Here is a 26,246-nt window from a genome sequence, read left to right as displayed (position 1 = left end):
AAATTATTTCAGTAATAGTTTGTAAAGCTTGTCATTGCGAGGAACGAAGTGACAAAGCAATCTCAAAATAAAGTCTTTTGTTTCATAAATTTCCAGATTGCTTCACCTAACGGTTCGAAATGATGTACTTTAAAATATAAATCCCTGTCAGAAATTTCTGATAGGGATTTTTTATCACCAATTTAAAACAGCTTACTTAAAGATTTACCCTAAATTTGCATCACTTTGAATCCTCAAATTATGAATACCAGACAAGAAAAACTAGAAGCTTTCGGAAGATTATTAGACATCATGGATGATTTGCGTGAAAAATGTCCGTGGGATCAGAAGCAGACCCTGCAGTCCCTTCGTCATTTAACGCTGGAAGAAACCTATGAACTTTCGGATGCTATTTTGCAGGAAGATTTACAGGAAATCAAAAAAGAGCTGGGAGATGTTTTGCTGCATCTTGTTTTCTATTCTAAAATAGGATCGGAGAAAGAAAGTTTTGATATCGCAGATGTCATCAATTCTTTGAATGAAAAACTGATCTTCCGCCATCCTCATATTTATGGTGATACAGAAGTGAAAGATGAAGAAGAAGTGAAGCAGAACTGGGAAAAACTAAAACTTAAGGAAGGTAACAAATCTATTTTAGGCGGTGTTCCAAAGAGTCTTCCAAGTTTGGTAAAAGCCTACAGAATTCAGGATAAAGTAAAAGGAATAGGGTTTGAGTTTCACGATGCGGAAGATGCCTGGAAAAAAGTGGATGAAGAGATTCAGGAATTTCACGAAGAAACTGATCTGAATAAAAAAGAACTGGAGTTAGGAGATGTATTTTTCTCTCTGATCAACTATGCCAGAATATCAGGACTGAACCCGGATTCTGCACTGGAAAGAACCAATTTAAAATTCATCTCAAGATTCCAGAAAATGGAAGTATTGGCAGAAGAATCCGATGTGAAGCTTGCGGACCTCTCTCTGGAGGAAATGGATGTGCTGTGGGAGAAAGCGAAACTGATGTCATAACATGCCCGTACACAACAGATTCCAATATTTGCCGGAGTTCAAAAAATGAAAATTAAATAACAGTTTTGTTGCTTAGCCTTGTCAAGCCTATTTAGCGGATGATATATCTGATGGTCTGTGTATTCGGCCCGGTTTTTTCTTTACCATCAGTAGATTATTAATAACTTAGAGAAAAATATACGGTATTCGTATTTTCAGTTTAAAAAATTAAAAAAATAGCTATGTTGCGTATTCTTACCCTATCCGCTTTTTTATTGTGGAGCTGTAATCCGAAAGCTCAGGATACCCCTAAAACTGATGAATTGACAGTGGAGTTTACTTTGCCTAAAAAACTGAAAGAAGTTTCAGGAATTGTTCTGTCTCAGGATAAAAATACCATTTGGGCTATAGAAGACCAAGGAAATAAAAATGTCGTGTACGGTTTGGACAAACAGGGCAAACTGGTAACGGATGTTCTGGTAGAAAATGCTGAAAACAACGACTGGGAAGATATTACAAAAGACGCTCAGGGAAATATTTACCTTGGTGATTTCGGAAACAATGACAATAGCAGACAGAACCTCGCTATTTTAAAACTGGATTTAAAAGAGGCAACCCAAAAAACAACAAAGGCCGTTCAGACCACAAAATTTCATTACGAAGGACAGACTGAATTTCCTCCCAAGAAATCAAACCTTCTGTATGACTGTGAAGCGTTCGTAGAAATGAATGGAAACTTCTACCTTTTCACCAAGAACAGAAGCAAAGGTTTTGACGGAACTTTCCTGGTATTCAAGATTCCTAATAAAGAAGGGGATTTTGAAGCAAAACTGGTAGGGAAATTAAAGCTTGAAGGGAAGTACAGTGATGCTGCCATTACTTCAGCGGCTCTGAACAGCACTCAGGATAAAATCGTTCTGCTTACCCATAGAAATATCCATGTTCTTTCAGGATTTACGGCAGACAACTTCAATACTTCCAAAATTGAAAAAATATCTTTAAATCACAATTCCCAAAAAGAGGCGGTTGTTTTTCTTGATGATAAAACCTTACTGATTGCCGATGAAAAGGATAAAGAGACAGGTGGAAATGTATATAGATTTTCTTTCTAAATTTTAAATTAGAATCCATTCTTAAGGGTGTATTGACTTATAAAAACAGATCTCTATCAACAATAAAGATCTGTTTTTATTTTAAGGAAGAATTTTTAGGGTTTTTTCTTCGGGCTTCCTTTAGGGTTGGTCATCTGCTTATATAAAGCTTCCAATTGTTTTGGTGGTCTGCCATCATCAAAAGTCCCGGAAATATATATCTTTCCGTTGGAGGTGATTGTAATAACAACAGATAAAGCCTGATCAGAGTATCTTTCGGTTGTTGGAGATTCAAGGTCAGCTATTTTGGATAAATCAATCAGCTCTGCTTCACGAGCTATATTGGACCATTCGGAAGAAGTAGTGGGATAAGTGGTTGTTACTCCATTGTCTACAAGTATTTTAGAGTTGGGAGTAAAAGTGGTGTGTCGATTGATCCCCCTGGTATTTTCTGCTAATTCTACCTTTTCAATTTTCTCTGTTTTTGCTTTTTCTATTGATTTATTTCCTGTTTTTACTTCTTTCTGTTGAGGAAAACAGCTTATATTTGAAATGATTAGAATTGTATTAATTAATATTATATAGTGTTTCATTGTTTTTTATTTATTTTTTTTTGTTTTTTATTAGTTATTCATTATTTTAAGTGGTTTAATTTTATATTTTTGCTAAATTAATAAAATATATACTAATGACAAGATTTACTATTTCGAAAAATCTTTTAATACTGCCAATCGTTTTTGGTTTTGGTTTATTCAGTGCCCAGAATAAAGGGGGCAAAGAAGAACCAAGGTATGGAAAGAAATCCACAGAAGTGCATAAGGAATCCAATGGGTTTGAAAGGTGCTCAGCTAATGAGTATGAAGACTATTTAAGAGCAAAGTTCCCTGAAAGAATGACCACGGAACAATTTGAAGCATGGCTGGCTCCTTTAGTGGAAAAGGCGAAGATGAACAAATCGCAAAACGGAAATATTATTACTATTCCGGTAGTAGTACATGTGATCCATAGCGGGCAAAATGTGGGAGTTGCCCCTAATATTACAGATGCTCAGGTACTCTCTCAGATTACGGTCATGAATAATGACTTTAGAAGAATGGCAGCTACTCCGGGCTTTAATTCAAGTTTGGTGGGTGCAGATACTGAGATCCAGTTTGCCCTTGCAAAAGTGGATCCCAACGGAAATCCTACCAATGGGGTGGATAGACTGAACCTTTGTCAGGATTACTGGAGCCAGACTCATATTAACAGTGTTGTAAAACCACAGACGATCTGGGATCCTACCAAATATATGAATATGTGGAGTGTAGATTTTGCCCGTAATGGACTGTTGGGTTATGCTCAGTTTCCTTCAGGTTCAAATTTACAGGGAATGCCGGTAAATGGAGGATTAGCAAATACCGATGGTGTTGTCGCTGGTTTCAGTACATTTGGAAGTATGGATTACAATGATGGAACGTTTCTGATGCAAGCGGGTTATGATAGAGGAAGAACAATGACCCATGAAGTGGGCCATTTTGTCGGGCTGAAGCATATCTGGGGAGATGGTGCTTGTGCTTCAGATTTTTGTGCAGATACACCAACAGCGCATACTGCAAATTATACATGTAATCCTGCAATTCCGAGTTGTGATAATCCTGCAGTTTTTGAAATGGTTCAAAATTATATGGATTATACGAACGATACTTGTATGAACATTTATACCAATGATCAGAAAACAAGAATCAGAGCGGTAATGGATAACTCTCCAAGAAGAATGGAGTTGAAAACATCAACGGCAGACCAACCTATTGCTCTGTTCGAAAATGATGCGGAATTAAAACTTGATGGAGCCTGCTCTATAGGAGTAAGTAATTGCGGTTCTGGAAATATAAGACTTATGCTTGCTAACAGAGGAACAGGTAACTTAACGTCAGCCGTGATCTCCTATTCATTCGGTGGAGGTGTTGCTCAGAATTATAACTGGACCGGTAATTTGGCTCAGGATAAATCTACTGTTATTACGGTTCCTGTTGCAGCTGCTGTGGCTTCATCTCCTGTTTCTGCTTCTATTACCTCTGTAAATGGAGGGACAGACCAGAGAACTACAAATAATGTTTCTAATGGAAATTATATTAAGCCGGTAGTGCCACAATATTTTGCAACAACTACGGTAACGTTTAAGCTGCTTAGAGACCGTTATGGTGAAGAAACAAGATGGAATCTGAAAAACAGTGCCGGACAGATCGTTAAATCAGGAGCTTATAGCAATACACAAACCGGACAACCGGATCCAACTCTAATTACTCAGACATGGACTTTACCTGCGGACTGCTACGTATTTACCATTTCTGATAATTATGGAGATGGCTTAAGTGACGGAGGATATGTAGATCTATCTACAAGTACAGGAACGGTGATCTACCATGCAAGTGATGATTTTGGCTTTTATGCATCCAAATTATTCACTACTCAAAACACTTTAGGAACTAGCGAAGTTAACAAAAAAAATAATTTTGGGATATATCCTAACCCTGCCAATGATGTTCTGAATATTTCAAATCTTTCCGGAAAAACAACTTTTGAAATCCATAACGCCGTAGGTCAGATTGTTAAGAAAGGTGATGTCGATAATAATCAGGTTCGTGTAGCTGATCTAGCAAAAGGAACTTATGTTATTACAATTAATAATGAAAAAATCTCAGAGAGTATTAAATTCATTAAAAAATAATAAGATCCATGACATCATGAAAAATGATTAGGATTATATAAAACAGAAGACTCAGGAAATATCCTGAGTCTTCTTATTTGTAAGCTATACCATTCAATTTTACCTACGGCGTAAGATAAGAAATGTGAATATTCCCGGCAGATAATCTGAAACTCTGGGTATACACACAACGTACTCTGAAGGTATCATCCTTATTAAAATACGTGATAGACGACAGGTTATGGTTCACCGCAAGGGTACGCTCGCCATGTCCTGTAGAGATGGAAGCCAGTGTTTCTGTTGCTGGAGAAACTTTCTGGATAGACGATTTTGCCGTTCCTGCTGTATATCCGTTTCCGTTTAAGCTCAGATCATACGTAATATATGGCACAATGTTATAATATCCAGGCTTCACCACTGTAAATATTCCTGTAGTGGTATTGTACTTCAGGTAGGTGTTGTCTACTTTATTGCTCACATTATAAACATAGCTTTTCGCATAGCTGTCGTGTGTGCTTATAGGGTTACTTCCCGTTCCAGTATAACTTCCGGAACTTGGGTTGGTATCGGTCTTATTACCGACAAATACTACTTTTAAAAAATTTTGAGATTCAATAGTGCCCCAGGTGGGTGCAGTTCCGGCTCCGTTTGACATCAAGACTTCACCGCGGTTTCCAGAGTTTCCCCTTGTCTTTCCATTTCCACCTACATTAAAGTCTTTGACCACTTGAAGGCTTCCGTTGACGTGTAAGGTACTTTGTGGTGTTGGGGTTTCTATACCCACTTGTGCGTGTACATTTAAAGACATGACAAATAATGCCATGTATAATAGCGTTTTTTTCATCCAATAGTTGTTTTTGTTGAAATAATTTAAAACAAATATAGATTCTTTTTAAAACATTGAATTTTTAAAAGATGCACAAACATATTGGGCTATCGGTGTGTTTGTTGAAAGCTCCAGAAAATATGAACCGGCTTTCTTAAGCGTATTTGATTTATTTGTAGTTATTTACAAATGAATAGAGGTGATTTTTAAATTTCTTTTAATTTAAAATTAATAAATGAAATACATCGTTCTGCATCATGAAACGCAGAATTTGGAGTAAAAAATGGAAAATAGACCAACTTAAAAAGTCATCCCTACACCCGCAGAAATTCTGCCTCCATCCGAACCGTGAAAATAATTCAGTCTCGCGGAAAACATGTCTACAACACTCATCCAGAAACCAGCTCCTACAGACTGATGCCACTTCGTAGAATCTTCATGGTCATTCCATACACGGCCAATATCATAGCCGATAAGAATTCCCATATTGGCAGGGATAATATTGTTTCTTACCCTTCCGAAATCCCATCGGATCTCAGAATTGTTGGTGAAATAGGATTTCCCTGAGAACCTGTCATTTCTGAAAGCTCTCATTCCATTGTTTCCACCGATGCTTGCCGCCTGATAGAATTCAAAATTGTTATTGCTGATCCACATCGCATTGCTGGAGTTCGCAAAAACAAAATTTCCTCTTTTGTCAAGTCTGTGATCCAGCGTCAGTGTTCCATTCAGGGTGAAGAAGTTTTTTTCCGTATGGGCAAGATTCGTTCTCCAGTCTGCATTCACTAAGAATTCCAGGCCTAAAGTAGGAAAAGCATTATTATCTAGATTTTTAAAGCTGAATGTATAGTTGGCTCCTGCAAACTGCTGGCTTTTGAAAACTTCAGGTCGTACGTCCGGAGACTGATCTACAAAACGGTTTCCTTTCTGTTGAACCTTATTATCCTCAAACGTCAGCTGGAACTGGTGTTGAAGATTCATCCAGCTTTTTTTAGAGATAGACGGCGCGAAATTAAACTTAGAGATTCTCGCTCTGTTGTATTCCCTTTCCGTATTTTCTTTGTCGTATTTACTTTCATTAGACAGTCCGAAGAAGTTTTCGGCAAATCTCGGTGTCGTATATGCTGCATCAAGATTGAAATCCCAACCCGATATCGCTTTTTTGAAAATTCCTTTATAAGCAACGTTAAATCCGCCGGTTGATGTATAAAAATTAGCCCGCAGACTATGTTTTTGTGTATAAGGATCGCGGATGAAATTATTCACTGTATAATTAGCCAGAACCCCTATGATTACTCCATCATCCGGGTTGTAATCTAGGTTCGGATAGCCGGCAAAGAAATTGTATTTCGGATGCTTGTAATTGTACGTGTTGATATCGTAATCATCAGAAATATTTTTCGTCCCGGAACCGTTGTAGGTATTTTTCTGAGATTTAAAATCATAAATTTTCACGCTTTTTCCGTCAGCGATATTGTATACATCGTGATTATAGCCACCAACAAGCCTGATATTCATTTTGGGTCTTCCCTCTCCTGAAACATCATAAATGTCATCATCTTCAAGACCGTAGATCCAAAGTTCTTTTGTTTTCGAATCATCGTAAGTCTTCTCAAAAACCAATTCAGGATTTTCTTTGTTCTTGTCTAATTTGTATTGTTTTACCGTAACGGAATGGCGGTCTTTGGTAATAACGAATTGATCAGGATTCACCGTTCCTGCCAGAGAAACTTTTTCCTGCAGCACATCGTAATACTGAGCCGCATAATCCTGCAATTTTGTTTTTCTTATTTTTAATTTTCTCTGAATATCAGCAATGGTTTCATCTTTTACTTCTGTCGGAAGATTGGTGAAGGCATCGTCAATATCAGCATCCGTAAGATGTTCCTGAATGTATTTGGCTTGTGCAGTCCATTCCTCCTGAGTAGCTCCCTTTAAAAAGATAAGATCCATCGGATAGGGCTCCATATTCATCCACTTCACATTTTTGATCTCTTCTTTAAAAGTCTTCATGTGACGGATGGCCGGAACATTCATGATAAGTTTGAAAGCAGCACCGTCGTACCTACTGAAAGCCTGGTCTCTGTCTTTAGGAATAGGTTTGTAAATCACTTTATCGCCGTCCTGATACTCTGCCCATTTCCACTGATCAGAATGTCTGTCCCAGTCGCCGATCAGCATATCAAAAAGCCTTGCTCTGATATACGATTCACGGTCTACGGAATATTTATAATTTTTAGTGAAATTTTTCAGAACATCATCCGTGGAAACGATGTCTTTGGCATTATCCAGTGCAGCCAATGTTTTAGGATCAGAAGAAAAACGTTCTTCGATCATATACATTTCATCCCCGTAATTTTCATTGTATTCTCCTAAAGCATATTGCTTCGGAATATAATATAATCGTGGATTGCTGTGGAAAATATTCAGCTTATCCGCCATATTTCCCACTGAAAAAGGGGTGAATGGATGATTGGTCGTATAAAAATCAAGCAGGAACTTTTCAGGAAAGGTATTATTCAGCTCATTCCCGAAAGTGCTTTTTTTGAAAGCCATATTATTCAGGAAACGCACGGCACTCTTTTTTACACCACGCATGACAAATTCCTGTCCGTCTGCAGCTTTCAGCCTTAAACTGTTCGACTGGTTTCCGCCACCTTCTCTGAAAGGCGTAAATCCTCCGTTCAATGAAGCAAGATCTCCCGTAGGAGCATCTATAGGGATTCCATAATATTTTCTGTAATGTTCTCCCCAAAGCCAACGGTAAACACCTCCTTTTTGGGTAAGTTTTCCAGGATAAACACTGGATTGAACTGTTCCCGGAAATGATGTTGGATAATTGTTGACAAATACATCCGGTTTTGAGATCACCGAAATATGGGTAAGCTTTTTCAGATTGTTATCTTTTGTAGAGAAATACTCTACATCTGTACTTTGATCTTTTCTGATGTTAAGAACGGCAAAACCGCTGCCTCCGTAAGAAAAATCGGTCTTCTCAGCAATGGTGGATGGATCTGTTTTAGAACCGGCACCGCTGATGATTTGTCTGATGTTTCTTTCTTCATGATACTGTAAGTTGTGATCATGTCCGGAAACGAAAATAATGTTTTCTTTATCCTGAACGATACTTTTCAACCGGTTGGCCAGATCTGCATAATGCTGATTGTTGATATCTTCAAGACTTGCTCCTGAAGAACTTCTCAAAACGTTGATCACACTGGCAACCACCGGAACCGGAATCTTGCTTTTCAAAGGATAGAGATGTGATTTCGCAGAATTGAATCCTGCATGTGTGCCACTGCTGATCACCGGGTGATGAAGGGCCACAATGATTCTTTTATCCTGGTTTTTAGTTACAAGATCTTTAAACTCTGTAAAGAAATCTTCGCGGGTTTTGATCGTGCAGTTTTTATTGACGCCTGGATACTGATCCCAGTTGATCAATGCCCATTCGGTGTCTATAACGATTAGTTTAATGTCTTTGGATAAATTGATATCGTCGATACCACAGGAATTTTTAGGAAGGAACGCTTTTTTATCATTGAGATAGGCTTTCACCAGATCTTCCTGAGCTTTTAATCCGTCCAGGCCACTGTTCCAGTCATGATTTCCGGGAATAACGAGTGTTTTCCCTTTGAAATTTTTGGTGATGGCAAGCTGGTTTTCCAGTTTCTGTTTAGCCTGTGCATAGTCTTTGTCAGATTCCTTCGGCATTCCGTTGGGATAGATATTATCACCAAGAAAGATCAGCATAGAATTGCTGTCCGCGGAATCCAGTTTGTTTTTGAGTAAATTTAAAGTGTTCTGTGCCTGAGTTTCATCTGAGTTTCCGGCATCCCCGATCAGGAAAACCTTAAAATCATTTTCAGATTTTATATCAGAATTTTTAACTTCAAATAAGTTTTTACCCTTTTTTACGTTATATGTTGCGCAGGAATACAGAACTCCTGCAGACAATACTGCTCGAAAGGCAATAGAAGTATTTTTTAAATGACTTTTAAAGGATAAATTCATAAATTTACATTAACAAAAATTCAGGAATGAGCATTTTACACAAAGCTAAAGATTATGTCGAAATCTTATTCAAAGATAGGTTATCTTCTGTATACTTTTACCATAATTTTATTCACACGACCTATACCGTCAATAAGGCCGAGGAGATCTTGCGAAATACGCCTGTATCCAAAGAAGACCAGGAAAAGGTTCTGCTGGCACTATGGTTCCATGACACAGGCTATATAGAATGTGCCCAGAATCATGAGGAAAGAGGAGTACAGATCCTTACCGATTTTCTAAAGGAGGAAAATTATCCTGAAACCTATATTGAAGATGTTTCTAAGTTGATTCTGGCGACAAAGATCACTTACGAACCACAGAATCTTTTGGAGAAAATCGTAAAAGATGCGGATTGCAGCCACTTTGCCAGTCACGATTATAATGATATTTCCGATGCACTGAGAAAAGAATGGGAACTTACCAACGTAAGATGTTTTTCAAATGAAGAATGGAATGCCGGAAATCTTGATATGCTGAAAAACAGACATCATTATTACACAGACTATGCAATGGAAAACTGGAATCCTCTAAAAAATAAAAATATCAAAAAGATAGAAAAGAAGCTGGAAAAAGACGAGGATAAAAAGGAGGACAAAGACAAAAAAGACAATTCGGAAAGTAAAAAAGAGTCTAAGGAAGCAAAATCTGACCGTAGCGTAGATACACTATTCCGCGTAACTTTGAATAACCACACAAGACTGAGTGATATTGCAGACAGCAAGGCGAATATTCTTCTTTCCGTTAATGCCATCATTATTTCAGTTTGTCTTTCTGTATTGGTTCCGAAGCTGGATACTCCTAAGAATGCGCATTTGATCATTCCAAGTTTTGTCCTGTTGCTTTCAAGTGTATTGACCATTATATTTGCGATCTTATCTACAAAACCGAATGTAACAAAGACCAGTTTTACGGCTCAGGATATCTCAGATAGAAAAGTGAATCTTCTGTTCTTTGGAAACTTTCAGCAAATGATGTTTAACGACTATCATGATGCGATGAAAGATCTCATCAAAGACAGAGATTATATCTATGATTCTATGGTAAAAGACCTTTATTTCTTGGGAAAAGTTCTTGACAGAAAATACAAACTTTTATCGGTTACATATCAGATATTTATGGCCGGAATTATTATTTCCGTGCTTTCTTTCGCTTATGCGTTTCTTAGCCTATAATTAAAAATAAATACAGATGATTGTCAGACAGCGTACCAATTGGCTGAAAATGTTGTTTATATGGAGAGGTTCGGTGTTGAAGAAAATAATCGTTCAGCTCAGTATTATTTTGCTGTTTTCACTTTCTGTATATTATTTAAAAGGGAAAGTTTTTGATTATAAAATTCACCTTAACCCTACCATTTTTACACTGCTTGGTCTTTCACTGGCTATTTTCATGGGTTTCTGTAATTCGGCGAGCTACGACCGTTTCTGGGAAGGGCGTAAACTCTGGGGATCGCTCGTGATAGAAACCAGATCTTTTACGCGACAGATTCTTTCACTGGTGAATGATCCTTCTGTTACTGGAAAAGAAGAGAAAGAAAAAATCATCAAATTAATATCTGCATTCTGTTGGTCTTTAAATTATCAGCTAAGAGAGAAATCGGGGATGGAACATCTGACAAGACTTCTTTCTCCGGAACAGGCAGCACAGGTGAAGGACAAGAAATTTATTCCAAGCATTATTCTCGGATTTATTGCAGACTGGCTGAATGAGCAGCAACGGAAGGGAAATATAGACACCATCGTCATGACTTCCATGGATCACCAGTTGAATCAGTTTTCCAATATTTCCGGAGGTTGCGAGAGGATTTTCAATACCCCATTGCCTTTTGCTTATAGCGTGCTGCTTCACCGTACGGTTTATCTGTACTGTTTCTGGCTGCCTTTCGGATTGGTGGATTCATTGGGATGGATGATGCCGCTGATCGTTCTGTTGATCAGTTATACTTTCATTGCACTCGATGCCATTATTCAGGAGATTGGCGAGCCGTTTGGAGAAGAGGAAAATGACCTTGCCCTGAACAGCATGTGCAGAACCATTGAATATTCTATTTTCGAGCAGGCCGGAATACCACAGGGTGAGCTTAAAAAGCAGAATTCTTACTTTATAGACTGATGTGAAATTTGAGAAGGGAAGATGGAGGCTGGATGAGGGAAGTTCTTAAGCCGGTTTTATTGATTTTTATTCAATATTTACTGATGAATTATCCAGAGAAATTCTCAATGCTAATAATCCTGTGATTCCCTGAAGATCTTCCACCTTCAGAAACTCTACATCATTTTGCAGAATACCTTTTTTCTGAAGTTTGTTGATGTAGTCCAGATATTCTTTCTGGTTTTCCATACCAAAATACACGATGGTAATCTTTCCCGGACAGGTAATTCTTTCCGATGAATCTTTTACATGAGCTTTGTCCAGACGTTTTTTTACAATTTCGTAATAAGAATTATAAGCACCGTCTACATCAAAACGTTTTTCATCCATTCTGAAACGGATGTCTATTTTTTCATTATAAACAAAAATAAGTGACGCAATATCCAGCTGGATCGGAAGATCTCTCTTGAAGTTGTGGAATTCGCGTTCCATATTGCAGATGGTCTTCAGCTGCCAGTATCTTAATTTATGGACTTCTTTTGAGGTATAAGTAAGTTCCGGGGCAATATTGTGTCCGATATACAGATTATGCTCCACACCGTCAGATTTAAACCGTTCAAAATAATGTGGAAAGATCTGCTGCGCCTTTACCTGACCTTCATCCAGCATATCAGCAAGCTTTCTGTTCACCAGGGTAATTGAGTCATCCAGACTTTTTCTGTTGGCATAAAACAGATCAGTTTGAGTGAAAATCTGCACAAAATAATCTTTGATCTTATTCTTAATTTCTGCATCTGTTTTCAGTTCCAGTTTTCCCTGCAGATAAAGGTGAACCTCTTCTCTTAAAAATCTTTGAAAGCGTTGTTCCGTATCAGCTTTGATTTCGTTGTTCAGCTCATTCTCGAAAACATCCAGTGCCAAAAGATACTTCTCCGAATCAGAATTGATCATCGTGAAAATATCATGAAGGCTCTCCAGCTGCTGGTTGAGGTCTTCCAACATCAGATTGAAACGTTTTTCAGAAGAAGAACGGATGTCAGAAAATCCAAATAATGGTGTCAGATTTTTAAAAGAAATTTGCTTCAGCGTGTACATTTTCTTTCCGAGCGAAGCATTGAAATATTTCTCAGCCTCATTCCTGAATTTCCATACCACACTGTCGTGGATAGAAGTGTATTCACGCTGGATAATCGCTTCTATCTGATAGTTTTTCTCAAAACTGAACCTGTTCAGGGAGAACAGAATCATATCGGTGAAAAACTCCATTTTTTTTAGCTTTAATCCGTTGAAACTATTGGCTTGCGGAGAGGTGAATTCCATGATAGCCAACAATTCATTATCCTTCATGATGGGAATCACCATAAAGCTGTTGATATTGTTATCCCTTAAAATGCTGAAAGAGGGAAGTGATTTGATTTCATCATCCAGATTGCTGACATTGGAAATGACAATCGGTTTGGAGTTGTGGTTTAAATTAGTGAATGTATTCTTTCGCGTTTCTTCATCAAATGCATTGATCCAGAAATCCAGAACGTGATGGGTGAACACATTTTCGTAAATCGGCAATCTGCCCAGTTTCTGGTCTTTTTTATCGAACAGCATCAATCCGAAATTGAGTTCCGCGACATCAAAATAAGACTTAAAAATTTCAACCAGATTTTCATCCGGGCTCAGATCTTCCGGATCAATTTCTATCATACTCGATTTAAGATCAGACAAGGCGACCTCCGATGTACAATCTACCAGAGAAATGATGGTGAAACCTTTCAGAACCCATGATTTTGATGGGAAATATTTTTTCCACAGCTTGAAATCATCCAGATTTTCCAATAGCATATCCAGCACATCATCCGTCGGGATTTTGGCCTCTTCGGTAGGATAAATCTCTGTGAAATCTGAATTGACCGTAATTTTATAATGTTTCATGATTCCCAGTCTGTTGGGAATATCATAATAAAGAGGCATGGTACTTTTGATATCTCTTTTGAAATAACTCTGAAGAATGAGGCAGCAGCAGAAGACATAAAATTCATCGTCCCCGATATTCCTCAGTTCTATTTCAAAGTCCTTTCCGGCGTCTTTAAGGATATCTTTAAACCTTTCGGTATAGTTGAAAGTGGTTTTGGAAAGCGGAAAACTGGCCGCCTTGATCTCATTGCGTGTAAGACCGGTAGGAAAGAGGTCTGCAAGCAGCAGCGTGATGAGGTCTTCATGTTTTTCGAGAAGTGCTTCGTCCAGGAATCCGTCCCTTAGCTCAGGAAATTTTTTTGTCTTTTCAATTAAAGATTCAGCATAATTGACCCTGTACTCCAAACGGTCATTGTAGCGTATATATTCAAGCACATCCAAGTATTTTTTGAATGATATAAGAACCTGAAATGGAGCGTCTTTTTTGTAAAGATTGGCCAAGAGCTGAAATTTAAAGTAAAGTTATGAAAAAAACACAACTTCCGAATGGGCTTCGGATTGGTGAAAATGATCTTTTGTAAGTATTTTGTTTGTTTTTCTTAAACAATAGACAGAAATAGATAAAACATTATCTGTTGCCGCTTTTCTTTTTGAAAAATTCTACAGATTTGTGAAAAAGATTTGGATAAAATTCCGATGTTCCGATCTTTAATTTTTTGGTCACCGGAAATAGAAATTTCATAAGCGGAACTGTGAATATAACGGCTAAAGCTGCGATAAGCATACTGTAATTCTTCAGATCTGTTCTGTCTTTGCTGACATAAAAAACCAGAGCAGCAATGGCCAGAGCAGTGAATATGGTGATAAGGATTTTTTTCATGGTGATTAATAGGTATTCAAATTTAACTGTTTTCAGGGAGATTTAAAATAATAATTCTGTATTTCGGAATCATCTTATGTTGATAAAAGTTTTATTTATAAGTTCTCTCCATGATCTGTGACAAAAAAAGCACAACTGAAAAGTTGTGCTTCGTATATTTTTATATTGGAATTTTACAATCCGAACTGTCTTGCGAACAGGTCAGGGAAAACACCCAATGCAATAATAGATGCGATAATAAATATGGCTACGATATTATAGGTAAGGGTTACTTTTTCTGAAGATTTAAATGTAGAATCTTTAAAGAAGAACATTGAAATAATCAGTCTCAGATAATAAGCAATAGATACTGCAGAACCCAGTACGGCTACCAATACTAAGAAAACTCCGTGTTTAGAATTCATTGCCTGGGAGAATAAAGCAAATTTCCCCATGAAACCTGCAGTTAATGGAACTCCCGCCATTGAAAGCATTGAGATCGCTGCTACTGTAGCCAGTAAAGGTTCGGTTTTAGCCAATCCTTTGAAAGCTCCGAAAGAAGTTTCTCTCTTTAATTTCTCTACATAAATCAAGCACATAAAAACCCCTACTGTAGATAATGCGTAAGCGAATAAATAAAATGCCAGATTATAAGTAGAAAGGCTTGTCATTCCAAAGAAAACCAATCCGATGTATCCTGCGTGTGATACGGAAGAGTAAGCTAACATTCTCTTGGCGTTGGTTTGGGCAAGACCCATAACGTTCGCTAACAGTAATGTAATAATTAAGAATACTCCGAAGACATTAATCCAATGTTCAGTAACTCCTCCAAATCCGATGGTCATCAGTCTGAATAAAGCAAAGAATCCTGAGATCTTTACCACACTCGCCATGAATGCTGTGATAAGTGAAGGCGAACCTGCATATACATCCGGGCTCCACATGTGGAAAGGCGCTAGTGCTACCTTGAATGCCAGAGCACAAAGAATAAGCAGAACACCTAAAATGAACATACCGTCCTGCGGATTTTTAACTCCGAAATCCTGTATTTTATACAAGTCAAAGCTTCCGGTACTTCCGTAGATAAATGCGATCCCAAACAGTAAGAAACCTGTAGCGAATGCACCCATTAAGAAATATTTGATCGAAGCTTCGTTTGATCTTAAATCAGTTTTGTTGGCACCGGCCATTACATATAACGGAATGGAAAGAATTTCTACTCCTAAGAAAAGAGTAACCAGATTCTGGAATCCGAAAAGGACGATCCCTCCGCATAATGCAAAAAGCATCAGTGCATATAATTCCGACTGGTGGCTTCTGTGATTGCTGAACGCAAAACCTCCCAGGAAGAATAACAATAAGGTTGTTACAATAGAAATTTTGGTGAATAACGCCGTATTAGCAGTATACTCATACATGTGTCTGTACTTTTCAAAGAAAGCACATTCAGGTAAGAAGCTTACATATAATGCGATGATCAATCCTAAAATCCCAATGTATCTTGCGAATTTTCCTTGTTCAAAAACTCCTGAAAATAACGCAATAACTGCCGTTAGGAAAACAATAATTAAAACACTCATAATATAGATTTGAGATGTGAGACATGAGAGCTGAGACACAATTTCTGATTCCTCATTTCCTAATCTCTTAATTTTTTAATTTTTAAATCTTTTAATCTTCTAATTAGCCATTGCTGTGTAGATAAACTTCAGCGAACTGCTCACCATATCGATCACCGGCTGTGGGAAAATCCCCAACAGGATCACGAAAACTGCTAAACTTGCCAATACAGAAAATTCAACAGCGGATAAATCTTTAGCTGTACTTAGAACGGCTTCGTCTCCTTCACCGAACATTGCTTTTCCGTAGAATCTCAACAGGTAAACCGCGCAAAGAATTACAGTAAGACCTGCAATCACTGCTGCCAGTCCGTTGAAATCATATACCGATTTCAGCAAAATAAATTCTCCGATGAATCCATTGGTTAATGGAACTCCCATTGAACCTAATATAATGATCAGGAACAATACGGCAAATTTAGGAGCCACTTTCGCTAAACCTCCCATTTGTCTGATGTCTCTTGATTTAAATCTCTTGTATAAAATATCACAGCAGTAGAATAATCCCACTACGTTGATACCGTGAGCAAAAGTCTGTACCAACGCCCCTTCAGCTCCTTCAATATTGAATGTTCCTCTTAAAGTGATCACTGCGGAAGAGAAAATCCCTGCTACCATTAATCCTACGTGAGAGAAAGAAGAATACGCAATGATTCTCTTCATATCGGTCTGAATGATCGCGATGAGTGCACCGTGAACAATTCCTACAATAGCCAGAATGATAACGATCTGTCCTGAAATTCCTGCAATAGGAAGCGGAGTGATCGGAAGAAGATAACGGATAACCCCATAGACCGCCATTTTCAGCATGATCCCTGATAAAAGCATGGATCCCTGAGTAGGAGAGTAGGTATAGGTGTCCGGCTGCCACGTATGGAAAGGAAATACCGGTAATTTCACTGCAAATGCAAAGAAAATAAACCAGAATACCACCGTCTGCTGTGTTTCCTTAAGCTGAGCATTGTATAAATCTGTTAACGCGAATGATGCAGAGTGGTTGTACACATAGATCAATCCGGCTAACATAAATAACGACCCAACGAATGTATAAACGAAGAATTTCGTTGTGAATTCGAATCTTTTATTTTCCTGGCCCCAAAGTCCGGCAATGAACCAGATCGGAATCAAGGTTACTTCCCAGAAAATGTAGAACAACAGCCCGTCTAAAGAAGTGAACACGCCAACAAGACCGAACTGCATCAGCAGAATCAGACCGTAGAATGTATTTCTGTAGTTTAAATTTTCGTTAAACGAAGATAAAATAATGATCGGCGTTAAGATATTGGTCAACAGTAAAAGCAGCAGACTCATTCCGTCAATCCCGAAATGAAGTGAGCTTTTAATAAATTGTGACCAAGGGTAGTTGATCTCGTGCTGCAGTACACTGTCCACCGTTGGATTAAAATCAAAATCCGCTGCGATGTAGAATGTAATAAGCATTTGGATCAAAGCTATTCCTAGCGCCAAATATTTGCTGGATTTATTTTTCCATGCAAAAACTAATCCCGAACCTACTAGAGGTAATAGTAATAATGTTAATAATAAACCAGACATTATTGTAATATAAAGTTAACAATCAGTATAATTCCCACTGCTAAAGACATGATAAGAATATAAGTCTCTACATTTCCGTTTTGGATACGCTTCATCGCTTTTCCGCTGTCTTCAGCGCCTTCGCCTACAAAGTCTACAAAACGGTCTAAGATCCCTTTATCAAACATCTTTCCTCCGCGTCCTAATCCTTCAACAGTTTTTACAATCAATGCATTGTAAAGTTCGTCTATATATAATTTCTTAGCAGAAAGTTTCTCCCATCCGGTATAGCTTTCTTCTGCCAGAGCCATTTTTTTCTTTTTCACGTAGGTATTTTTTACGATAAACCATACGGAGAAGAACATCAGCACTGTAGCACCTAATAAGATCATTTCAGTTCCAAACGGAACTCCCGAAAGAGTAGCTTCCATCTGGTTGTAGCTTTGCTCGGTAAGAACAGGCTTCAGCCATTCCATTAATTTAGCATAATGACCGTGTCCAATGAAGTGAGGAAGATTAATAAAACCTCCAAGCACAGAAAGGATAGCCAGAACGATCAACGGAAGGGTCATATTAGACGGGCTTTCGTGTAAGTGATGTTTTTGATCTTCCGTACCTCTGAATTCTCCATGGAACGTCAGATAGTACAGTCTGAACATATAGGTTGCAGTTATTGCCGCTAAAACAAATAAGATCACCCAGTACATTGGGTTTTTAGCGAATGCTGCTACTAAAATTTCGTCTTTTGAGATCATCCCTGATAATAAAGGGAAACCTGAGATCGCCAGTGTCCCGATAAGGAAAGTAGCGTGGGTGATAGGAATGTATTTTTTCAGACCTCCCATAAAACGCATATCCTGCTCGTTGCTCATGGCGTGGATTACAGAACCTGCTCCCAGGAATAATAGTGCTTTGAAGAATGCGTGCGTCATTACGTGGAACATCGCTGTAGTATAAGCTCCCAATCCTAAAGCTATGAACATAAATCCAAGCTGTGAAACGGTAGAGTAGGCCAATACTTTTTTGATGTCGTTCTGACGAAGTGCATAGAATCCTGCCAAAGCAGCTGTTAAAAATCCGATGAATAAAATTCCTCCCTGAACCGTAGGTGCCAAAGTAAATAAGAAGTTTGATCTTACCACTAAATAGATACCTGCCGTTACCATCGTTGCCGCGTGGATCAACGCTGATACTGGAGTAGGACCGGCCATCGCATCCGGTAACCATGTATATAAAGGAACCTGAGCAGATTTACCGGTAGCTCCGATAAATAAACTGGCTGTAATAAAGATAATTACGGTTCCATCTAATTCAAATTTTGAAGAGTTCTGTGCTACGGTAAGGAAATCCACCGCATTGGTCTGAGAAGCAATCATGAAGATCCCGATCAGTAAGGCAAGGTCACCAATTCTGTTCATGATGAACGCTTTTCTTGCCGCTTTACCGTATTCTTCATTGGTATACCAGAACCCGATCAACAGGTAAGAACAAAGACCTACACCTTCCCATCCGATGAACAGGATCAGGTAGTTGCTTCCCATTACTAAAAGCAGCATCGAGAAGATGAAAAGATTCAGATAAGTAAAAAACTTATAGAAACCTTTGTCGTGGCTCATATATCCGATAGAATATAAATGGATCAGGGATCCGATACCTGTGATGATCATCACCATCATTAATGAAAGCTGATCAATCTGGAATCCGAAATTGATCTGAACCCCGTTTACTGTAAACCACTCAAAAGCTTTTACAATGACAGGCTGACTTTCAGAATCAAATTTCAAGAAAAGACTTACCGCGATACAGAATGACCCGAAAACCATTGCTGTAGCCAGAGAGCCTACAAATATTTTTGGAAGATTTTTCCCGAATAAACCGTTAATAAGAAACCCTAATAGTGGTAAAAGTACTATTGCATATACTAAATTTTCCATTCCTTATCCTCTTAATTTATTAAATATACTTACATCCACAGAACGGGTATTTCTATATAGCATAGCAATAATTGCCAGACCTACCGCAACTTCAGCGGCGGCCACCACCATAATGAAGAAAACTAAAAGCTGTCCGTCTCCGTTTCCTTTATATGCTGAAAAAGCAGCCAATAAAAGGTTTACAGAATTCAGCATAAGCTCTACACAGCCCAAAATAACAATAGCGTTTTTTCTCAACAATACTCCCAATACTCCCAGACAGAACAATACTGAAGAAAGCATGATGAAATAGTTAAGAGGGACGCTTTGTATAAATGTATTTACTTCTCCCATAATTTTATAAATCTTTTTTACCGATTAATACCGCACCTACAATACCTGCCAAAATAAGGATGGATGCAAGCTCAAACGGTAAAACATATTGATTAAACAAAAGTCTGCCCAGATTTTTCGTAAGACCTACACCCTTGTCTACATTTTCAACAACAATGTGATTGTCCTGAACGCCTCTGAATACGCCTAAAACTCCAATTAATAAAAGACCGGCTGTAAAAACTCCAACAAACTTTAAAGTATTGTTCTTTTTACTTTCGTCTTGTTTATTAAGGTTAAGCATCATCAGGATATAAAGGAATAATACCATGATGGCTCCTGCGTACACTATAATCTGAATGATTGCCAGGAACTGGGCATTCAGAAGAATGTACATTCCCGCAATTGAAAACATCGTAACAATTAATGACAAAATAGCATAGAGCGGATTTCTTGCAAATACAAAATACACTGCACTAGCTACTGCTAAAAACGCCACCAAGAAAAATAAAAACTGATCCATTATTTTACCGCATTTTTTTGTTTCTCGGATTGTCTTGTCGTAATGTCAATCCTTTCATTTATTTTTTCAACCAATTTGTCTTTTCCATAGATGAAAGATCCTCTGTTGGTTTCTACATCTACCAATCTGTCTGTAAGATAGATCGCAGATTTAGGACAGGCTTCTTCACACATCCCGCAGAAAATACATCTCAGCATATTGATTTCGTATACTGATGCATATTTTTCTTCTCTGTAAAGACCTTTTTCCTCCTTCGTTCTCTCTGAAGCCGTCATGGTGATGGCTTCTGCAGGACAGGCTACGGCACAAAGTCCACAGGCTGTACATCTTTCTCTGCCTTCTTCGTCTCTTTTCAGAACGTGCTGACCTCTCCAGATAGTAGTTCTGGGTTTCTGTACTTCCGGATATGAATATACTGCCGGAGCACCTTTTATCACGGTTCTTACAGCATGCTTAAAGGTAATCCCCATCCCGGTAAAAATAGCAGGAAGGTAGATTTTTTCAGCAAGGGTCATTTCTTTGTTGGAAACAACTTTTGATCTGTTTGTAAGTTTCATTTAATTATAGATGTTAGATGTTAGACGTTAGATGTTAGAAGATGGAAGTGGGTTTTATTTCCCGCATCACCATATTATCACATCATCACATCATCTCATTTTCAAATTATTCTAGTTGGCAAATGCTAAAATTACAGCACCTGTAATCAATAGGTTTACTAATGCCATTGGGATAAGCGTTTTCCATCCTAAGTGCATCAATTGGTCATATCTAAATCTTGGAAGCGTCCATCTGATCCACATAAAGATCAGAATTCCGATTACCGTTTTCGTTAAAAATGCTACAACGCTCAAAATTCCTGCAGCGTTTTCACCCCAGTTCTGAGTGACCCATTCAATTCCCGGATAGTTGTAACCACCGAAGAAAAGAACGACCATGAAAGCATTGGAGATAAACATGTTCACATATTCACCGAACATATACAATCCTAATTTCATCGAAGAATATTCCGTAGAATATCCTGTTACCAATTCAGATTCACATTCCGGTAAATCGAAAGGGTGTCTGTTGGTTTCTGCCAAAGCAGCTACGAAGAAGACAAGGAACGCTATCGGCTGGTAGAAAATATTCCAGTTCATACCGGAAACCCAAGGAATAACTCCCCATAATTTCCCGCCTGTCTGACTTTCTGTAATTTCTTTTAAATCTAAACTTCCCGTCATCATAATGATAGAAAGCAATGCTAATCCCATCGCCAATTCGTAAGAGATCATCTGCGAAGAAGCACGGATAGCACCTAATAATGAATATTTGTTATTGGAAGCCCAACCTCCGATCATGATTCCGTATACACCAATTGAGGCCATTCCAATGATGAAAAGTACCCCAACGTCGATGTTGGCAACCTGTAAATCAAAAGAAGTACCTCCAATATTTAAACTTTTACCCCAAGGAATAACTGCTCCTGTGATCAATGAAATAAACATAACCAATGCCGGTCCCAATACGAAAAGAAACTTTTCAGCATTGGCAGGAGTAAAGTCTTCTTTAAAGAAAAACTTTCCACCGTCGGCCAGTGGCTGCAGCAATCCGAAAGGTCCGGCTCTGTTAGGACCAATTCTATCCTGCATGATAGAGGCAACTTTTCTTTCTGCCCAGGTAGAGTAGGCGGCTATCGTAAGAGACAGCAGGAAAAGTGCTAGTACAAGTATAAGTTTAAATGTTAGTAAATCCATTTTTTATTTATTTAGATACTAGATGTCAGATGCCAGATATCAGATTTAAAATCTACGGTCTGACGTCTGTTGTCTGAGATCTGATGTCTTATTAATTATTTTTCGTCTTTTTCACTGATTTCTTTCGCCATAGGATTGTCTAATACTCTTAGCTCATCCTTAGGTTTTTCGTAGTGGTTCAATGAAATTACCGAGTGTCTGTCGATATGTCTGGGACCTTCAATATTCCAGTCGGAAAGTTCTTTTCTTTCGAAACGACAGGTATCGCAGATAAATTCTTCTACTTCACCCCACTGGTCTTTTCTGGCGGTAACTCTTACAATTTCGTCACCTTTCATCCAAACTACGGCTTTTCCTGAACATTTACCGCATTTACAAGAAGCATTCATCGGTTTTGTGAACCAAACTCTGCTTGCAAAACGGGAAGTTCTGTCTGTTAATGCTCCTACAGGACAAACATCAATGATGTTTCCGATGAAGTCATTATCCAAAGCTTTATTTAAATAGGTAGAAATTTCAGCGTGATCTCCTCTGAAAAGAATTCCGTGATCTCTTGAATCGGTAAGCTGATTAGCGGTCAGTACGCATCTTGCACAAAGAATACAACGGTTCATATTCAACTTGATATTCGGACCAAGATCGTCTGCTTCGTAAGTATTTCTTTCAAATTCAGTTCTGGTTTCAAGGTTTCCGTGCTCGTAGCCAAGATCCTGAAGGTGACATTCACCGGCCTGGTCGCACACAGGGCAGTCCAGAGGGTGATTCACCAATAAGAATTCGGTAACGGCTTTTCTACCTTCCTGAGCTTTTTCAGAAGAAAGATTTTTCACTTCCATACCGTCCATTACGTTAGTTCTGCAACTAGCAACTAATTTAGGCATAGGACGCGGATCTGCTTCAGATCCTTTCGAAACTTCGACTAAGCAAGTTCTACATCTCCCTCCACTGGTTTCCAATTTGCTGTAATAGCACATTGCAGGAGGTACAGATTTTCCACCAATTTGTCTGGCAGCTTCCAAAATAGAAGTCCCAGGCAAAACTTCAGCAGTCTGTCCGTCTATAGTTATTTTGAATTTTTTAACCTCTTCGCTCATATTCTATGCTTTCGCTTATGCTTTTAAGGCGTTAAGCTATATTTTAATTATACTTCTTCGTGTTAAATGTATACCCGACTCCTGCAAGGACCTGCCCGAAAACAAAATCCTGACGTGCTTTATCCGGCTTGTTATTCAATGTAGTTTTAATATCCCACATATTGATATATCCGGCTTTAGCCTCTGCTCTGATCATCCAGTTTTTCCAGAAAACCATGTTAAGGCTGGTTCTAAGGTCGGTTCCCATACCTGCAACGTGAAAACGGTCGCTTCTTTCGTTTCCGAAAAGCTTGATATTACTTTTTGGAAACATCACCCCGATTCCTGCTCCATAAGACCATACTAAATCTATATTTTTCTTATGAATAAGATTTTTGTATTTCTCAAGACCTAAGTTTTCATAATTCAATCCGTCTGTATGCTCGAAAGTTAGGAACTCGGTATCTGCTAAATTCACCTGTCCATTCTGTACCATTCCTGCATATTTTGGATCTGAAATGGTTCCTGAAAAATCAACCGTCTGGTCTTGTTTCATCACATACTTCATATGATCGATCCCTAAAACTATAGCCAGGTTATCTTTTATAAAATACCCCAGTCTGAAGTTATACTGTGTTACGGTAAACCAGCTTGGATCGATATAAACGATTCCGAACTTGGTAGGTTTATCTCTTGCCTGTACATTATTCAACTGAAAATCATAACCGTTTCCTGTGAAATGGATATCAGAATTGCTGAAAGCTCCTCTGTTCCAACCGTAAAAAACAAACACCTGACCTTTTTTGCTTAATGGTAAAGGTTTTTCCTTTTTTTCAGCTTTATAAGATGTGGTTTCTACTTTAACCTCCTTCAATTTAAGAGGTATATAACCAGCAGACTCTTTATAAGATAAAGTATCATTTTTATTTTTAGCTACCTGTGCAAATACAAAATTCGACATCATTAAGCCAACTACCAATAACTTTTTCATTCTAAGCATTTTTTTCAACAGCAGGAATTGGATCTGCATAATGTGCCAATCCATAATTTTGTGTCTGAGATAATTCAGGGTTTTTCACATGCCATTCGAACTCGTCTCTAAAGTGACGGATCGCTGCTGCAACCGGCCAGGCCGCTGCATCACCTAATGGACAGATGGTATTTCCTTCAATTTTTCTCTGTATATCCCAAAGAAGGTCGATGTCTTCCATTTTTCCTTCTCCTTTTTCTATCTTTTTTAAGATCTTATGCATCCATCCCGTTCCTTCACGGCAAGGGGTACATTGTCCACAGCTTTCATGATGATAAAATCTCGCTAAAGTCATGGTATGTTCTACGATACACTGGTCTTCATCCAAAACAATGAAACCACCTGAACCCATCATGGTTCCGGTAGCAAAACCACCGTCTGCCAATGATTCATAGTTCATGTATCTCGGTTCTCCGTTTACAGTTCTCAGTAATAAATTAGCAGGAACAATCGGAACTGAGCTTCCTCCAGGGATACAAGCTTTTAATTTTTTTCCGTCTTTAATCCCGCCGCAGTATTCATCAGAGTAGATGAATTCTTCAACCGTAATGGTCATGTCGATTTCGTAAACTCCAGGTTTGTTGATATTTCCACAAGCCGAAATCAATTTCGTTCCTGTAGATCTTCCAACCCCGATTTTAGCGTATTCAGCTCCTGTTATATCAATGATAGGAACAATGGCTGCGATAGATTCAACGTTATTTACTACCGTTGGTCTTTCCCAAAGTCCTTTTACAGCCGGGAATGGCGGTTTTAGTCTTGGATTTCCTCTTTTTCCTTCAAGAGATTCAAGCAATGCCGTTTCTTCACCACAGATATAAGCTCCACCACCTCTTTGAACATAAATTTCACAATCGAAACCAGTTCCTAAGATGTTTTTACCTAAAAATCCTGCCGCCTTAGCTTCTTCAATGGCTTCTTCCAAAATATCCGGAATCCATGAATATTCTCCACGGATGTAGATATAAGAAACATTTGAACCTAAAACAAAAGATGAGATCAACATTCCCTCAATCAATAAATGAGGAAGGAATTCCATTAGATATCTGTCCTTGAAAGTTCCGGGCTCAGATTCATCGGCATTCACGACCAGGTGTCTTGGTACGCCTTCCGGTTTTGCCAGAAAGCTCCATTTCATTCCTGTCGGGAATCCAGCTCCACCACGTCCACGAAGTCCTGAAGTTTTAACTTCTTCAAGAATTTCGTCAGGTGTCATTTTCAAGGCTTTTTCAGCAGCCGTGTAACCTCCCTGTTTACGGTAAGTTTCAAAGTAGCGAATGCCTTCTATATGTGCGTCTTTAAGTAAAAGTTTTTTACTCATTGTTTTGTTATGCTTTTAGCTGTAGGCTTATGGCTTCTAGCTTTTTATAATTATTTTAAAAATTAACTGATTTTAAAATCCACAATTCAGGATTCAAAATCTTTATTAGTCCAAAGCAACCTGTCCCTGTCTGCAAAGATCAAGGATTTCGTCTACTTTTTCTATCGTTAAATTTTCGTGAAAGAATTTACCCAGCTGAAGCATTGGTGCGTATCCGCAGGCTCCAAGACATTCAGCAGGCTTTAGAGTAAACATGCCGTCTTCGGTAGTTTCTCCGTCCTTAATGTTCAGTTTGGTTCTGATATGGTCAAGGATTTTTTCGCTTCCGCAAACCATACAAGGTCCGGTTCTGCATACTTCCAAAACATATTTACCAACCGGCTTCATATTGAACATGGTATAAAAAGTAGCTACTTCATATACTTCAATTGGCTTAATACTTAATAATTCAGCAACATAATCCATTACAGGAACGTCTAACCATCCTCCGAATTCTTTCTGTGCTAAGTGAAGTACAGGAAGAAGAGCAGACTTTTGTCTTCCCTCAGGATATCTTGCGATAATTTTGTGTACCTGTTCTAAACTTTCCGGTTTAAAAGCTATTGTTTCGCTCACTTTTTTAAATTTTAAATTTTGAATTTTAGATTTTGAATTCTAAAAAATT

General features: G+C 38.3%; 21 protein-coding genes. 5 read left to right on the top strand and 16 right to left on the bottom strand.

Going from position 1 to position 26,246, the window contains the following annotated elements:
* Positions 1-240: 240 nt before the first annotated feature.
* Both mazG and N0B48_RS05875 read left to right on the top strand, forming a co-directional pair.
* Positions 241-1,008, top strand: coding sequence for a nucleoside triphosphate pyrophosphohydrolase (gene mazG / locus N0B48_RS05880; protein ID WP_259837424.1), 768 nt, complete (start codon positions 241-243; stop codon positions 1,006-1,008).
* A gap of 221 nt (positions 1,009-1,229) precedes the next feature.
* Positions 1,230-2,099: a hypothetical protein gene (locus N0B48_RS05875; protein WP_259837421.1), complete on the top strand. Its 870-nt coding sequence runs from the start codon at positions 1,230-1,232 to the stop codon at positions 2,097-2,099.
* A gap of 95 nt (positions 2,100-2,194) precedes the next feature.
* Here the strand turns inward: N0B48_RS05875 and N0B48_RS05870 are convergent, their stop codons facing one another.
* Positions 2,195-2,671 carry a hypothetical protein gene (locus N0B48_RS05870; protein ID WP_259837420.1) on the bottom strand — a complete coding sequence of 159 codons (477 nt, stop codon included), beginning with the start codon at positions 2,669-2,671 and terminating at the stop codon, positions 2,195-2,197.
* 95 nt (positions 2,672-2,766) lie between these two features.
* Between N0B48_RS05870 and N0B48_RS05865 the strand changes: the two genes are divergently transcribed.
* The gene (locus N0B48_RS05865) at positions 2,767-4,785 is read left to right on the top strand and encodes a M43 family zinc metalloprotease (RefSeq protein WP_259837419.1); all 2,019 of its coding nucleotides are present in this window, start codon (positions 2,767-2,769) and stop codon (positions 4,783-4,785) included.
* Between the two features lie 103 nt (positions 4,786-4,888).
* Here the strand turns inward: N0B48_RS05865 and N0B48_RS05860 are convergent, their stop codons facing one another.
* Both N0B48_RS05860 and N0B48_RS05855 read right to left on the bottom strand, forming a co-directional pair.
* Positions 4,889-5,608 (bottom strand): hypothetical protein, encoded by a 720-nt coding sequence (locus N0B48_RS05860; protein WP_259837417.1) that lies wholly within the window; start codon positions 5,606-5,608, stop codon positions 4,889-4,891.
* Between the two features lie 282 nt (positions 5,609-5,890).
* Positions 5,891-9,604, bottom strand: a complete 3,714-nt coding sequence (locus N0B48_RS05855; protein WP_259837415.1) for a bifunctional metallophosphoesterase/BamA family protein — start codon at positions 9,602-9,604, stop codon at positions 5,891-5,893.
* A gap of 26 nt (positions 9,605-9,630) precedes the next feature.
* Here N0B48_RS05855 and N0B48_RS05850 point away from each other — a divergent pair, with 26 nt between their 5' ends.
* Complete coding sequence (locus N0B48_RS05850; protein WP_259837414.1) at positions 9,631-10,818, top strand: Pycsar system effector family protein; 1,188 nt, start codon at positions 9,631-9,633, stop codon at positions 10,816-10,818.
* A 16-nt stretch (positions 10,819-10,834) separates the two neighbouring features.
* Positions 10,835-11,758 (top strand): bestrophin family protein, encoded by a 924-nt coding sequence (locus N0B48_RS05845; RefSeq protein WP_259837412.1) that lies wholly within the window; start codon positions 10,835-10,837, stop codon positions 11,756-11,758.
* Positions 11,759-11,824: 66 nt separating this feature from the next.
* Here the strand turns inward: N0B48_RS05845 and N0B48_RS05840 are convergent, their stop codons facing one another.
* The 13 genes from N0B48_RS05840 to N0B48_RS05780 form a co-directional block, all read right to left on the bottom strand.
* Positions 11,825-14,080 (bottom strand): GAF domain-containing protein, encoded by a 2,256-nt coding sequence (locus N0B48_RS05840; RefSeq protein ID WP_259837410.1) that lies wholly within the window; start codon positions 14,078-14,080, stop codon positions 11,825-11,827.
* A gap of 193 nt (positions 14,081-14,273) precedes the next feature.
* The gene (locus N0B48_RS05835) at positions 14,274-14,525 is read right to left on the bottom strand and encodes a hypothetical protein (protein ID WP_259837409.1); all 252 of its coding nucleotides are present in this window, start codon (positions 14,523-14,525) and stop codon (positions 14,274-14,276) included.
* Positions 14,526-14,698: 173 nt separating this feature from the next.
* On the bottom strand, positions 14,699-16,084 hold the full coding sequence (locus tag N0B48_RS05830) for an NADH-quinone oxidoreductase subunit N (protein ID WP_259837408.1): 1,386 nt from the start codon (positions 16,082-16,084) through the stop codon (positions 14,699-14,701).
* Positions 16,085-16,183: 99 nt separating this feature from the next.
* On the bottom strand, positions 16,184-17,677 hold the full coding sequence (locus tag N0B48_RS05825) for a complex I subunit 4 family protein (RefSeq protein WP_259837407.1): 1,494 nt from the start codon (positions 17,675-17,677) through the stop codon (positions 16,184-16,186).
* Positions 17,677-19,590: an NADH-quinone oxidoreductase subunit L gene (gene nuoL / locus N0B48_RS05820; protein ID WP_259837406.1), complete on the bottom strand. Its 1,914-nt coding sequence runs from the start codon at positions 19,588-19,590 to the stop codon at positions 17,677-17,679. Before nuoL ends, N0B48_RS05825 begins: the two co-directional genes overlap by 1 nt.
* A 3-nt stretch (positions 19,591-19,593) precedes the next feature.
* The gene (gene nuoK, locus N0B48_RS05815) at positions 19,594-19,923 is read right to left on the bottom strand and encodes an NADH-quinone oxidoreductase subunit NuoK (protein ID WP_034730724.1); all 330 of its coding nucleotides are present in this window, start codon (positions 19,921-19,923) and stop codon (positions 19,594-19,596) included.
* Positions 19,924-19,927: 4 nt separating this feature from the next.
* Positions 19,928-20,425, bottom strand: coding sequence for an NADH-quinone oxidoreductase subunit J family protein (locus N0B48_RS05810; protein ID WP_034703568.1), 498 nt, complete (start codon positions 20,423-20,425; stop codon positions 19,928-19,930).
* A complete protein-coding gene (locus N0B48_RS05805) occupies positions 20,425-20,982 on the bottom strand; it encodes a NuoI/complex I 23 kDa subunit family protein (protein ID WP_034703566.1) in 558 nt (185 codons plus the stop codon). The genes N0B48_RS05810 and N0B48_RS05805 overlap by 1 nt, the downstream gene beginning before the upstream one ends.
* Before the next feature lie 111 nt (positions 20,983-21,093).
* Positions 21,094-22,158 carry an NADH-quinone oxidoreductase subunit NuoH gene (gene nuoH, locus N0B48_RS05800; RefSeq protein ID WP_034742385.1) on the bottom strand — a complete coding sequence of 355 codons (1,065 nt, stop codon included), beginning with the start codon at positions 22,156-22,158 and terminating at the stop codon, positions 21,094-21,096.
* 95 nt (positions 22,159-22,253) lie between these two features.
* Entirely contained in the window at positions 22,254-23,252 is a 999-nt protein-coding gene (locus tag N0B48_RS05795) for an NADH-quinone oxidoreductase subunit G (RefSeq protein WP_259837404.1), read from the bottom strand.
* Positions 23,253-23,295: 43 nt separating this feature from the next.
* Positions 23,296-24,222: a hypothetical protein gene (locus tag N0B48_RS05790; RefSeq protein WP_259837403.1), complete on the bottom strand. Its 927-nt coding sequence runs from the start codon at positions 24,220-24,222 to the stop codon at positions 23,296-23,298.
* 1 nt (position 24,223) lies between these two features.
* Entirely contained in the window at positions 24,224-25,582 is a 1,359-nt protein-coding gene (gene nuoF, locus N0B48_RS05785) for an NADH-quinone oxidoreductase subunit NuoF (protein WP_259837402.1), read from the bottom strand.
* 105 nt (positions 25,583-25,687) lie between these two features.
* Positions 25,688-26,197, bottom strand: coding sequence for an NADH-quinone oxidoreductase subunit NuoE family protein (locus N0B48_RS05780; protein ID WP_034703555.1), 510 nt, complete (start codon positions 26,195-26,197; stop codon positions 25,688-25,690).
* Positions 26,198-26,246: the final 49 nt, after the last annotated feature.

It is taken from the genome of Chryseobacterium herbae, from assembly GCF_025154075.1.
GTDB lineage: Bacteria > Bacteroidota > Bacteroidia > Flavobacteriales > Weeksellaceae > Chryseobacterium > Chryseobacterium herbae.
The sequence above is the reverse complement of the archived record's forward strand: the minus strand, read 5'-3'. Positions and strand labels throughout refer to the sequence as shown.